Origin of the sequence: Mycolicibacter kumamotonensis (assembly GCF_002086285.1) — a bacterium.
Lineage (GTDB): Bacteria > Actinomycetota > Actinomycetes > Mycobacteriales > Mycobacteriaceae > Mycobacterium > Mycobacterium kumamotonense.
Genome location: NZ_MVHU01000009.1, coordinates 55,172 through 67,913, shown reverse-complemented (window position 1 = coordinate 67,913; position 12,742 = coordinate 55,172). Strand labels below are relative to the sequence as shown.

The 12,742-nt window shown below is 67.7% G+C and carries 11 protein-coding genes; 5 read left to right on the top strand and 6 right to left on the bottom strand.

Annotated features, from left to right (window positions below; translation table 11 throughout):
* Window positions 1-58: 58 nt before the first annotated feature.
* The 3 genes from BST28_RS08445 (at window position 59) to BST28_RS08435 (ending at window position 2,738) form a co-directional block, all read left to right on the top strand.
* A complete protein-coding gene (locus BST28_RS08445; RefSeq protein WP_165758063.1) occupies window positions 59-490 on the top strand; it encodes a hypothetical protein in 432 nt (143 codons plus the stop codon).
* Window positions 480-2,156, top strand: a complete 1,677-nt coding sequence (locus BST28_RS08440) for a GMC oxidoreductase (RefSeq protein WP_083080656.1) — start codon at window positions 480-482, stop codon at window positions 2,154-2,156. The genes BST28_RS08445 and BST28_RS08440 overlap by 11 nt, the downstream gene beginning before the upstream one ends.
* Before the next feature lie 93 nt (window positions 2,157-2,249).
* On the top strand, window positions 2,250-2,738 hold the full coding sequence (locus tag BST28_RS08435) for a TspO/MBR family protein (RefSeq protein WP_065286876.1): 489 nt from the start codon (window positions 2,250-2,252) through the stop codon (window positions 2,736-2,738).
* Here BST28_RS08435 and BST28_RS08430 read toward each other — a convergent pair.
* From BST28_RS08430 to BST28_RS08410, 5 genes are read right to left on the bottom strand one after another with little or no spacing between them, the layout of a single operon-like run.
* Window positions 2,722-4,104, bottom strand: coding sequence for a TIGR01777 family oxidoreductase (locus BST28_RS08430; protein ID WP_083080655.1), 1,383 nt, complete (start codon window positions 4,102-4,104; stop codon window positions 2,722-2,724). The two genes, BST28_RS08435 and BST28_RS08430, sit on opposite strands and share 17 nt — an antisense overlap.
* Before the next feature lie 28 nt (window positions 4,105-4,132).
* A complete protein-coding gene (locus BST28_RS08425) occupies window positions 4,133-5,278 on the bottom strand; it encodes an acyl-CoA dehydrogenase family protein (protein ID WP_083080654.1) in 1,146 nt (381 codons plus the stop codon).
* Window positions 5,279-6,508 carry an acyl-CoA dehydrogenase family protein gene (locus BST28_RS08420; protein WP_019738535.1) on the bottom strand — a complete coding sequence of 410 codons (1,230 nt, stop codon included), beginning with the start codon at window positions 6,506-6,508 and terminating at the stop codon, window positions 5,279-5,281.
* Between the two features lie 8 nt (window positions 6,509-6,516).
* Complete coding sequence (fadD5, locus tag BST28_RS08415; RefSeq protein WP_019738536.1) at window positions 6,517-8,043, bottom strand: fatty-acid--CoA ligase FadD5; 1,527 nt, start codon at window positions 8,041-8,043, stop codon at window positions 6,517-6,519.
* The gene (locus BST28_RS08410) at window positions 8,040-8,816 is read right to left on the bottom strand and encodes an enoyl-CoA hydratase (RefSeq protein WP_019738537.1); all 777 of its coding nucleotides are present in this window, start codon (window positions 8,814-8,816) and stop codon (window positions 8,040-8,042) included. Before BST28_RS08410 ends, fadD5 begins: the two co-directional genes overlap by 4 nt.
* Window positions 8,817-8,901: 85 nt before the next feature.
* On the opposite strand from BST28_RS08410, the gene BST28_RS08405 reads away from it, so the two are divergent.
* Window positions 8,902-10,149 (top strand): TetR/AcrR family transcriptional regulator, encoded by a 1,248-nt coding sequence (locus tag BST28_RS08405; RefSeq protein WP_019738538.1) that lies wholly within the window; start codon window positions 8,902-8,904, stop codon window positions 10,147-10,149.
* Window positions 10,150-10,439: 290 nt separating this feature from the next.
* Entirely contained in the window at window positions 10,440-12,077 is a 1,638-nt protein-coding gene (locus BST28_RS08400; RefSeq protein ID WP_083080653.1) for a PPE family protein, read from the top strand.
* 249 nt (window positions 12,078-12,326) lie between these two features.
* Here the strand turns inward: BST28_RS08400 and BST28_RS08395 are convergent, their stop codons facing one another.
* On the bottom strand, window positions 12,327-12,704 hold the full coding sequence (locus BST28_RS08395; RefSeq protein ID WP_052312204.1) for an ArsR/SmtB family transcription factor: 378 nt from the start codon (window positions 12,702-12,704) through the stop codon (window positions 12,327-12,329).
* Between the last annotated feature and the right edge of the window lie 38 nt (window positions 12,705-12,742).

Sequence of the window (12,742 nt, the reverse complement as noted above, 5' to 3'; positions counted from 1 at the left end):
AGACGAATCCCCTGAATATCGCCCTTACCGGCGGAGCGGGCAAGACATGATGCACGGTATGAACCTCATCGTGCATCGCGTATGCCTGATCCTGCTGACGATCGTCGCGCTCAGCCTGGGTGTTTGGGCCTATTTCGCGCCGCTGAACTGGTACAGCACGTTTCCTGGAATGGGCATGCATTGGTTGCCGGTGCTCGGCCCGTACAACGAGCATTTCGTCAAGGACGTCGGCTCCCTCTTCTTGGGTTTCGCGGCGCTCAGCGCCTTGGCGCTGTACTACCTGCGCAACCGCCCCGTCGTGGTGATCACGGCGGTGAGCTGGTCGGTTTTCAATGTGCTGCACCTGATCTACCACCTCGGCATGCTGCACATGTACGGCCGGCTTGACGCGGTGCTCAACGTGGTCAGTCTCAGCCTGCTGCTGGTGCTGTCGCTGCTCTTGCTCATCCCCGCACGCAGCCACGCCACCGAGGACCGCAATGACATATGACTACGACGTGGTGGTGATCGGCTCCGGTTTCGGTGGCAGTGTGGCGGCGCTGCGGCTGACCGAGAAGGGGTACCGGGTCGGCGTGCTGGACATGGGCCGGCGGTGGGCGCTGACCGATTTCCCGCCCAACAACTGGCACGTCCGCAAGGCCATGTGGGCGCCGAGACTGGGCTGCTTCGGCCCGCAACGCCTTACCGTGCTCGGCAAGACGTTCATCGCGAGCGCCGTCGGAGTCGGCGGTGGGTCGCTGATCTACGGCAACACCCTCTACGAACCGCTGGAACGGTTCTACACCGACCCGCAGTGGGCACACATCACCGACTGGAAATCCGAGCTCGCACCGTACTACGAGCAGGCGCGGCGGATGCTCGGGGTGACGCCCACCCCGCACACCACCCCGGCCGACGAGGTGTTGCTGGCGGTGGCCCGCGATCTGGGGGTCGAAGACACCTACCACCCCACCAACGTCGGGGTGTTCTTCGGCGATGAGCCCGGCAAGACCGTCGAGGATCCGTTCTTCGGCGGCGCCGGGCCCGCCCGCACCGGCTGCATCGCTTGCGCGCAATGCTTCACCGGCTGCCCGCACAACGCCAAGAACACCACCGAGACCAACTACCTGTATCTGGCCGAACACGCCGGAGCCCGGATCCACCCGCTGACCATGGTCACCGACGTGCGCCCGCGCGACGGCGGCTATGTCATCAGCACCGTGCGGACCGGGGCGTGGATACGCAGGCACAAACGGGATTTCACCGCACGCCAGGTGGTCTTCGCCGCGGCGTCGCTGGGCACCCAGCGGCTCCTGCACAAGCTGCGAGACACCGGATCACTGCCGCACCTGTCGCCGCGGCTGGGAGAGTTGACCCGCACCAACTCCGAAGAGGTGCCGGTCGTTCTGGCACCCGACCGAAACGACTTCGCCCAGGGGGTGGCGATCACCTCGTCGATCCACCCCGAGGCCAACACCCACGTCGAAGTGTGCCGCTACGGCAAGGGATCCAACCTGCTCTCGATGATGGGGACCCATCTGATCGACGGCGGCCCATGGCGTTTCGCGCGGCTGCTGCTGACCATCATGCGGCACCCGGGTCTGCTGCTGCGCAGCATGTTCCCGCGCGGCGCCTCGGAACATTCGATCATCATCCTGGTGATGCAGTCACTGGACAACTCGCTGACCACCTACCGCAAGCGCGGCGTGTTCGGCACCCGGATGACCACCAAACAGGGGGACGGGGAGCCGAACCCGGACTGGATCCCGATCGCCCACGATGTCGCACGCCGGATGGCCGAAAAGGTGGGTGGGTTCGCCGGCGGCACCTACCTCGACGCGCTCAACATCCCGCTGACCGCGCACTTCATCGGTGGCTGCCCGATCGGTGAGTCCGCGCAAAGCGGTGTCATCGACCCCTACCAGCGGGCGTACGGACACCCCGGAATCCACGTCGTCGACGGGTCGGCGATCACCGCCAACCTGGGCGTCAACCCCTCCTTCACTATCACCGCGCAAGCTGAACGCGCCATGGCGTTGTGGCCCAACAACGGCGACCCGGACCCCCGCCCGCCACTCGGAGAGCCCTACCGGCGCATCGCGCCGGTGTTTCCCCGATTCCCGACCGTGCCCGAGCACGCCCCCGGCGCGCTGCGGTTGCCACTCTCGCCGGCCTGACCGGCTCGGCCGACACTGCACAACCATTCCGTTGTTTCGCCGCAACGAGATTGCGGTACCCGTAACGAAACATCATTGACCTTAAGGAGCCACGTGCGCATTTCCACCTTGCTGGGCACCGGTTCGGCAGTGGCCGTGGCCGCTGCCGTCGGATCCCGCGCTACCACGCCGGAGGTTGGATCCGGCTGGTATAGGCAGCTGCGCAAGCCCGCCTATCAACCACCGCCCCAAGCCTTCCCGGTGGTCTGGCCGGCGCTGTACGCCGACATCGCCGCCGTGTCGGCATCCACCATCGATCAATTGAACACGCGAGGCGCGGTCAGCAGGCGTCGGGCGTACCAGATCGCGCTGGTGATGAACCTGATTCTCAATGCAGGTTGGTCGTGGGTGTTCTTCAATCAGCGCCGCTTCGGGTCGTCGGCGCTGGTCAGTGCGGCGCTGACGGCGAGCAGCGCCGATCTGGCGCGCCGCGCGATCGCTGTTCGGGGCGCGCGTGCTCTACCACTCGTGCTGTATCCGATGTGGTGCGCATTTGCCACCGTGCTGTCCGGGCACATCGCGGTACTCAATCGCCGTCCCTAGCATCGCCGGCCGTAGTGGCCCGGCCCAACAGATGCCGCAGCACCTGTTCGAGTTCGGGCATGCGGAACCGGTGTCCGGCATGGCCTAGGCGCCCCGGTAGTACCCGCTGGCTCGCACAGGCAAGCTCACGCGCGCCCTGACCGCCGAGCAGCAATCGTGGCCCCAGCGCCGGGACCGGCAGAATCGTGGGCCGGCGCAGCACCCGGCCGAGTGTCTTGGTGTAGTCACTGTTGCGCAACGGATTCGGGGCGACGGCATTGACCGCCCCGGACAGACCGGTGTCCCATAGGGCGCGGTGATAGATATCGACCAAGTCGTCGATCCCGATCCACGACAGCCATTGCCTGCCGTCGCCGAGTCGACCGCCCAACCCCGCGGAGAACAGCGGCCGCATCAGGCGCAGTGTCCCTCCCCGCGGCGATTGCACGATGCCGGTGCGGATCCGCACGACACGCGTGCCGGACTGCTCGGCCGGGGCCAGGGCGTCTTCCCAGTCCGCGACGACGTCGGCGAGAAATCCCTCCCCGCGCCGGCTGTCTTCGGTGAGGATCTCGTCGCCACGGTCGTAGCCGTAGTAACCGACCGCTGATGCGCAGATCAGCGCGGTCGGTCCGGGCGTCTGCCCGCCGACCAACTCGGCGAGCTTGCGGGTCGGGCCGATTCTGCTGTCCCGGATCGCACGGCGGTGCCCGGCGGTGAACCGTCCCGCGATCGAGGCGCCGGCCAGATGGATCACCGCATCGACACCGGCCAACAGGTCAGGATCTGGATCGTCGGGGTTCCAGCGCCGCTCGCCGGGATGGCCGGGCGCATGTCGCACCAGCCGGATCACCCGATGGCCCCCGGTGCTCAAGAACGCGGTCAAGGCCGAACCGACGAGCCCCGATGAGCCGGTAACCGCCACCGTAATCGGCGGCAGGCCCGCTGCGGTGGCACGCTGGTGGGCGTCGAGGTCGTCGGCAAGCTGGCGGTGCCGATAGGCGAACATCGGCCGCAGCAGCGACCCGGGCACCGCGGTGTCGACCACATCGGTCATCCGTGTTCTACCGTCGCCCAGATCGTCGAACTGGTGGGTGTGCCGCCACTTCACCGCCAACCGGGCCGGCAGCGACGCGAGGCCGCGGCCGCCGAGCGCATCGACGAAACGTCGCGGCGGGTCGTAGCCCTCGGGCTGGTGCTCGGCGATCCAGCGAAGTCCGCCCGGAAGCGCCAGCTCGGCCGTGCCATCGCGTAGCGAGGCGGCTTCGGTGACCAGATGCATCGCCTGCCACGGCGGGTTCAACCGGCTGAACGCACCCGGCCGCTCATGCCAGGCGAAGACCTCGGTCGGTGACGCCTCGACGGTGCTGGAATAGACCAGGCCCATGCACCGACGTTACCGGAGGAACGGTGCGTTACCGGGTTGCCGTCAGAGCCGCATACCGGGACAGGTGCCGGTCGCGGGAACCGAACTGATACTCGATGGCGGTGAGCCGTTTGAAGTAATGGCCGACCGCCAATTCCTCGGTCATCCCCATCCCGCCGTGTAGCTGCACCGCGCTCTGCCCGACGAACCGGGCGACACGAGCGACCGTCGCCTTGGCCGCCGAGACCGCCCGGGCACGGTCCTGCCCGTCCGCGTCGAGCTTCATCATCGCCAAGTGCTGTGCGGCGACGGCCTGCTCGACCTCCAGATACATGTCCACCATCCGGTGCTGCAACACCTGGAACGAGGAGATGGGCTGGCCGAACTGCTGACGCTGCTTGGTGTAGTCGACGGTGTCGGCCAGCACCCGCCGCAGGCAGCCCACCGCCTCGGACACGATCGCCGCGGTGGCCACATCGATGGTGTGCTCCAGCGCCGGCCAGGCCTGATCCGCGGTGCCCAGCAGTGCCTCAGCGGGCAGGCGCAGTCCGTCGAGCACCAGATCGGCGGCGCGACGGTCGTCGATGGTGCGCAACGATTCGACGCCGAGACCCGGTGCCGTGGCATCGAATTCGAGCAGAAACAGCGAGATCCCGCTGGTATCGCGCTGGGCGCCCGACGTCCGCGCCGTCACCAGCAGATGGGTGGCGATCGGTGCCGACGACACCGCGACCTTGGCTCCGTCGAGCACCCAGTGGTCGCCGTCGCAGCGTGCGGTGGTGGCCACGTCATGCCACGTCCCCGCCGACGTCGGCTCCTCGGCGGCCACCGCAACGACGGCCTGCCCGCTCGCGATCCGCTCCAAGAGCTGCTCGGCCCGCGGACCGCCGACGCCTTGCAGCAGCCCGCCGGCGAGAACGACGGTCTCCACGAAGGGTTCGATCACCAGCGCGTGCCCGAGCGCCTCAGTGATGATCATCAGCTCGACCGGGCCGCCGCCGAGCCCGCCGACGTTCTCGGGCAGCGTCGCGCCGAGGATGCCGAGGTCCTCGGCGAAGGCGCGCCAGATGTGCGGTTGCCAGCCGGCTCCCGTCTTGGCGGCTGCCCGGCTCTTCTCCAAGTCGTAGCGTTCGGCGAGGAACTTGCCGACGGTCGCTCGCAGCAGTTCCTGCTCATCGGTGAAGGAGAAGTCCATCTATAACCCCAGTGCTGCTTTGGCCAGAATGTTGCGCTGAATCTCGTTGCTTCCGGCGTAGATCGATCCGGCACGGTCGTTGAAATAGCGCAGCGGGGCCACCGCCTGCCACGGTTGGCCACTGACGTAGCCGCTTGCCGGCGGGACGTAGTCGGGCACCGGACCACCGGGCATGGTCGCGTGCGGCTGGTAGATCCGGCCGCGCGGGCCGGCCGCCTCCAGCGCCAGTTCGGTGATCGCCTGGCTCAGCTCGGTGCCCAGGATCTTCAGCATCGAGGCCGCGGGTCCCGGATTGTGGCCCTTGGCCAGCGCGGCGATGGTGCGGAACTCCAGGATCTCCAAGATGTCGGTGCGGACCCGGGCATCGGCCAGCCGCAGCCGGAATCCCGGATCGTCGGCCAGCGGGGTGCCGTCCGGACCGGGTTGTCCGGCAGCCTGTTCGGCGACCGCGTCCGCCCACACCTGCAGCATCGGGGCCATCGCACCGCCCCGCTCGAAGTTGAGCAGGTATTTCGCGACGGTCCACCCGTCGTCGATCCGGCCCAGCACGTTGGCCTTGGGCACTCGCACCGAGTCGAAGAACACCTGGTTCTGCACCTCCTCGCCGGAGGTCATCACCAGTGGCCGGACCTCGATACCCGGTGTGGTCATGTCGATCAGCAGGAAGGTGATGCCTTCCTGCTTGCGTCCGGTGCGTGAGGTGCGGACCAGACAGAAGATCCAGTTGGCCTGCACGGCGTGGGTCGTCCAGATCTTGCTGCCGGTGCACACCAGCTCATCCCCGTCATCCACTGCCGCCATGGACAGCGAGGCCAGATCCGAGCCGGACTCCGGTTCGGAGTAGCCCTGGCAGAAGAACACCTCGCCGGTGAGAATCCGGGGCAGGAACCAGTCCTTCTGCTCGTCGGTGCCGAAGCCGATGATCGCGTGCGCCACCATCCTGATCCCCATCGGGGACAGCATCGGCGCACCCGCCAGCGCGCATTCACGACTGAAGATGTAGTGCTGCAACGGCGTCCAGTCACAGCCGCCGTATTCGACCGGCCACGCCGGCGCGGCCCAACCGCGTTCGTGCAGGATCGCCTGCCAGCGCATACTCGCGTCGTGATCGGCGTACACGCTGGTCATCAGCTGTCCCGCGCGACGCAGGTCCGGCGTCAGGTTCTCTTCGAGGAACGCGCGAACTTCGTCGCGGAACGCTGCCTCTTCGGCCGACCAATTGAGATCCACTGCCGCTCCTAGGAGTAGGTCTTGCGCAACAGCGGTTTGATCACCTTACCGCTGGCATTACGGGGCAACTCCTCTACCAGCACCAGGTCCTTCGGGTGCTTGTACCGGGCGAGTCGCTCGTTGAGGAAGGGTTCCAGCTCGGTCAGCGTCAGTGGCTCCGCGCCGGTGAGGGCCACGATGGCCACCGGGACCTCACCCCACCGGTCGTCGGCGCGCCCGATGACGGCCGCCTCCCGGATCTGTGGGTGCTCGAATAGCACGTTCTCCACCTCGGCGCAGTAGATGTTCTCGCCGCCGGAGATGATCATGTCCTTCTTGCGGTCGACGACGTAGACGAATCCCTCGTCGTCGACGCGCACCAGGTCACCGGAGTGGAACCAGTCGCCGGCGAAGGCCTCGGCGGTCGCCTCCGGCTTGTTCCAGTAACCCTGCATCATCGTCGGCCCGCGGTAGACGATCTCGCCGATCTCGCCGGGGGGCACGTCGTTCATGTCGTCGTCGACCACCCGTGCCGCGATGGTCGGGATCACCTTGCCCACCGAACCGAGTTTGCGGATGGCGTCGGCGCCGTTGAGCACGCAGGTGATCGGCGACATCTCGGTCTGGCCGAACACCGCCACGTTGAGGGCATCCGGGAACGTCTCCGCCATCGCCCGCAATACGGTGTCCGACGCGGGTGCGGCGCCCCAGCTGATCACTTCCAGGGCCAGATCCCGTTGCCGCACAGTCGGGTCCGCGCAGATCAGTTGCCACTGCGCCGGAACCAGGAAAACCGAGGTGGCACGCTCGCGCTCCCAGGCGTCGAGCGTTTCTGCGGCGTTGAACGCGCCCAGCGGGTGGATCACCGTCTTGGTGCCGACCACCAGGTTGGGCGCGATGCTGCCCAGACCGGCGATGTGGAACATCGGTGCGGCGCAGAAATATACGCTCTCCGGGCGGGTGTGCAGGGCCTGGATGCAAGTCAGGGCCTGGGCCTGCATGTTCGAATGGGAAAGGACGGCGCCCTTGGGGCTACCGGTGGTGCCCGACGTGTACATGATCAACGCCGGGGTGTCTTCGCGGATATCGGCGCCGGGGTGCGGTGCCCCCGGTTCGGTGATCAGCGACTCGTAGTCATCGCCGAGTACGACGGCCACCTCGAGCCCGACGGTGTTCTTGCGCACCGCGTCGATCAGCGGTGCGAGCAGCTGGTCGGTGATGACGCCCTTGGCGCCGCTGTCGGAGACGATATAGCTGATCTCGGGGTCGGTGAGACGGAAATTGACCGGCACCGCGATTGCACCCAGGGCGTTGATCGCCAACACCGACTCGATGTACTCGGTGTGGTTGAGCATCACGATGAGGACGCGGTCACCGAAGGAGATCCCCCGGCGAAATAGTGCGCCCGCGAGCCGTTGCGAGCGGTCATGCAGCTGGCGCCAGGTGGTGTCGATGCCGCGGCAGCGAAATGCCACCGCATCGGGGCGCATCTCGGCGTGGATCGCCACCTGATTCATCCAGTGATTGCGTCGGGAACGCAGTGGCTGGCCGGTCATTCGGCGAACACCGCCTTTCGCTTCTGCAGCATCGCCGTGGCGCCTTCGATGAAGTCCGGCGAACCCAACAGCTCCATCTGGCCGGCCTTCTCCCGGGCCAGTGCGGCGCCGAGGGAGGCAAGGCTGGTGGCGTTGAGGGCTTGTTTGGTCAATTCCAGAGCGCGACGCGGTCCGTGGGCCAGCTTCTCGGTGGCCTCGCGCACCTTGGTGTCCAAGTCGGCGTGGGACAGCACCGCGTTGATCAGACCGGCATCGCGGGCGGCTGTCGCCGAAAGCCGCTCCCCGAGCAGCGCCATCTCGTTGGCCAGGGCTCGCCCGGCGGCGGTGGCGATCAGGGCGGTGGTGCCGCCGTCGGGCATCAACCCGATGTTGGTGAACGACAGCAGGAAGTAGGCGCTTTCGGCGGCGTAGACCAGGTCGGCGGCCAGCGCTATTCCCACCCCGACACCGGCAGCCGGGCCGTTGACCCGGGCGATCACCGGCACCGGGGTTTCGACGATGGCCGTCACCAGCCGGGAGGCGCAATCCATCACCTCTTCGGGGGTGACCTCGCCGGAAATGGCGGACAGGTCGGCGCCGGTGCAGAATGCCTTGCCTTCACCGGTGATGACGATCGCCCGCACCGACGGATCGTCGCCGGCTCGGGTGAAGACGTCGCCGAGGCCCGTCATGGTGGCGTAGTCGATCGCGTTGAGCCGCGCGGGATTGGTCACCGTCACGTGGAGAACCCGGCCCTCGCGGGTCGCGGTGAGTTTGGGGGCGTTCTCGGTCATGGACAGCTCCGCATGTCGGTGAACCGGGTTTGCAGCACGTCGCATCCTCCGCAGACAGAAATGTAAATTGTGGTTAACTTATGGGGTGTCGGGCGGAACTGTCAACAACACGGGACGGCCAGCGTCCACCGGCGGTGGATCCGCGGCCACAACCCCCGCGCGGCGGCGCCCCAAGGACCGCAAGGCGCAGATCGTCCGAGCCGCGGCGCGCGCCTTCAGCGACCGCGGCTACCACGCGGTCGGCGTCGACGAGATCGCCGCCGAAGTCGGTATCTCCGGGCCGGCGCTGTACCGGCATTTCGCCAACAAGTACGCGTTGCTTGTCGCGGCGGCCGACTACGCTGTGCAGTCATTGCTGACAGCAACCCGTAGCGCCGACGACCCGGTCCTCCCCGCACCCGAACGGCTGCGCGCGATCATCGCCTCACTCATCGAGACCACCATCGGGACGCGACATGAGGGCGCGTTCTACCGGTGGGAGCGGCGCTACCTGCAACCGGTGGACCGCAAGCGCATTCGGGAAAGCTACGACGCCCTGAACGCCGCCATCGCCGAACCGCTGGGCGCGTTGCGCCCCGGGCTGCCCGCTGCGGACACCACGATGCTGGTCGTGGCGGCGCTGAGCGTCATCGGCAGTATCTCGGCGCACCGGACCCGCTTGGCCGCCACCACACTGCACTCGCTGCTGGGTGAGCTGTGCTGGTCGGTGCTGACCGCCGAGCTGCCACCGGCGCCGCTGGATCCGGCACCACGGCGGGGCGAGCGGGGCCTGCCGAGCACTTCCAAGCGGGAACGGCTGCTCACCGAGGCCATCCGGGTGTTCGGGCAGCGCGGGTTCTACGAAGCCAGTATCGAGGAGATCGGCAGCGCCGCCGGCCTGAACGGCTCCAGTGCCTACCGCTACTACCCGAGCAAGGCCGCTCTGCTCGCTGCGGCGTTCCAGCGGGCCGCCGACCGGGTGCTACTGATGATCACCGATGCCCTGGCGGAGTCGAGCAACCCGCGTGAGGCGGCCACCCGCATCGCCGAGCGCTATACCGCGCTGTCGTTCGCCGCGCCGGATCTGATCAACATCTACTTCGCCGAGTTCGCCAACCTGCCCGAATCAGACCGGGTGCACCTGCGCGGGCTGCAGCGGCAGAACGTCAACGAATGGGCCCACCTGCTCTGTCAGATCGGCACGCCCGAGGCCGAGGCGGTCTTCCGGGTCCACGCGGCACTTGCTCTCGTGGTCGATCTCGGACGGCTGGTTAACTTCGACGACACTGCGGAGCAACGCTCCCGGGTCAACACCTTGATGGCGGCCGTGCTCTTCGGTGGGGAGCGCCGGTAAGTCCGGTAAGTCGAGCCGGGCGAGGGGCGGCCCTGCGGTTATGGCGCGCCGGCGCCACCCGTATATGAAAATCATTGTCAATAAGACCCTGCGCGCGGTACAGTTCGGCCGGAACTCTTATTGACAATGATTTTCAATAACCCATTATCGGGGAGAGGGGGTCCGGTGTCCGCGCACCGTATCCGGCTGGGGCGCAGCGCCCAGCGCCGCAGGGTCATCGACGGGAACGGGATCGAGGCCCTCGCGGCCCGACTGCACCGTGTACACCGGCGCATCGGGGCCGGCTCGCGGTGACGGCTCCGGTGTGGATGGCCTCGCCGCCCGAGGTGCATTCGGCGTTGTTGTCGGCCGGTCCCGGTCCGGGGCCGCTGCTGGCGGCCGGTGCGGCGTGGTCCTTGTTGAGCTCTGAATATGCCTCGACGGCAGCCGAACTGGACGCGACGCTGGCCGCGATACAGGCCGGGGCGTGGCAAGGGCCCAGCGCCGAAGAGTACGTGGCCGTCCACCAGCCCTATCTGGCGTGGCTGGAGCAGTCCAGTGTCGAGGGTACGGTCGCTGCCGCTCGGCATGAAGCGGCGGCGGCGGCGTACACCACCGCGCTGGCGGCGATGCCGAGCCTGGCCGAGCTGGCCGCCAACCACGCCGCCCACGCGACGTTGATGGCGACGAATTTCTTCGGCATCAACACCATTCCGATCGCGATCAACGAAGCCGACTACGTACGGATGTGGATCCAGGCCGCCGCCACCATGACCACCTACGAGGCGGTTGCCGAAGCCGAGCTGGCAGCGATGCCGAAACCCTCGGCGGCACCGCCGATCCTGAAATCCGACGCCCAGGAGTCCGGCAGTGGTGACGACGGTGGTGACAACCCGTTGGGGTTGCCGCAGTGGCTCGTCGACCTTCTGGAGAAGCTGGGCATCGGAAACAGTCAGCTCGCGCATGACCCGACCGTCGTCAACCCGCTCAACACCTTCATCGCCGACGTCTTGAAGAACTTCGGGATCCACTGGAGCCCCGGCCAGGGCACCCTCAACGGGCTGGACTACGACGCGTACACCAACCCGGGACAGTGGTTGTTCTGGGTGGCCCGATCCCTGGAGCTGTTAGAGGACTTCGAGGAGTTCGGCGTGATGCTGACCCACAACCCGGTGCAGGCGTTCCAGTGGCTGTTCAGCTGGGCGCTGTTCGATTTCCCCACCCACATCCTGGAAGTCGCAACGTTTCTCAGCCAGAATCCGGCATTGTTCGCCGCGGTCGCCGGCGCCGGCATCGCCCCGCTCGGCTCGGTCGGGGGCCTTGCCGGGCTAGCCGGGCTGGCCGGCATACCCGCGCCCGCGATGCCCGTGCCGGCGCCGGTGGCTGCGGTGCCGGCGATACCGCCGGGAGTCGTGTCGGTTTCCCCGGCGCCGGCCGTGGTGACCCCGCCGGCCCCGGCCCCCGCGCCCGCACCCGCGCCGGCGGCCGGCACGGTGGCCGGCCCGCCACCGGCCTCACCACCGGCCCCGGCTGCGGGAGGGCCCGGATTCTTCCCGCCCTACCTGGTCCCTCCCGGCATCGGGTCCGGCTCGCCGTTGGCCAGCCGCGCCGGCGTGGGCGCCAGGAGGACGGCGGCCGAGCCCGACAGCAACGCGGCCGCGGTGGCCGCCGGCGCGCAACGGCGCACTCAACGACGGCAGCGCCGCCGCGCCGCCAGCCGCGACCACGGCGACGAATATCTCGACATGAACATCGATGTCACTCCCGACTGGCAGTCGGACACGACGACGGCATCCGCCCGGGGCGTCGGAGCGCTCGGCTTCGCCGGAACCGAAAGTGAAAGCGACGCGCCTACAGCGGGATTGGTCACCATGCCGGTGACCGACCTGGGTGACGGGGCGCGCATGCCGCTGCTGCCGACGACATGGGGCTCCGGCCGGGACGGCTGATGCAGGCTTGCGCAGGACGCGCGTCAGGCCAGGTGGAACACGACCTCCAAGGCCAGGAAGCCGAAGATGATCAGCCCGATGATCGCCGCGACGGCCGGGAGCACGAGTACAGGGTCTTTCATGGCTGGAACGCTATCCAGCCCGCGGTTGCCGGACGCCAAAAAGTGTTGGCGATCACCATATTTTGGGACTTTGGTCTGTGAGCGCCGACATGGATCACGGTGGGGGTGACCCAGGCCACCGTGGCGTTCAGGGGCCCCGGGGCGGGTCCGGGGCCAGGCTGCCGTCCGGGCCGATGTGGGCGAATATCTGCTGCAGCAGCGTCAGGATGTGCGGGTCCTCGACGGTGTAGATGTGATGGCGGCCGGCTTTGCGTGCGCTGATCAATCCGGCCAGTCGCAGCTTGGTCAGATGCTGGCTCATGGTGGCGACATTGATACCCGCCCGTCCCGCCAGGGTCGTGACGTCGTAGGCGCCCTGGGCGGCCAACCAGAGCACGTGCAGGCGCGCGGGACTGCTGAGCAGCGCGAAAGTGCTCGCCGCCGATTCCAGTTGCGGAGCCGTCGGCCCGTCGGACCGGGCGGGGGAACTGATGTTTTCGGGTCGCCGTTCTTCATGTTTTGCCATCGCGGCATTCATTTTGTCCCAACACCCATGGCGGGCTT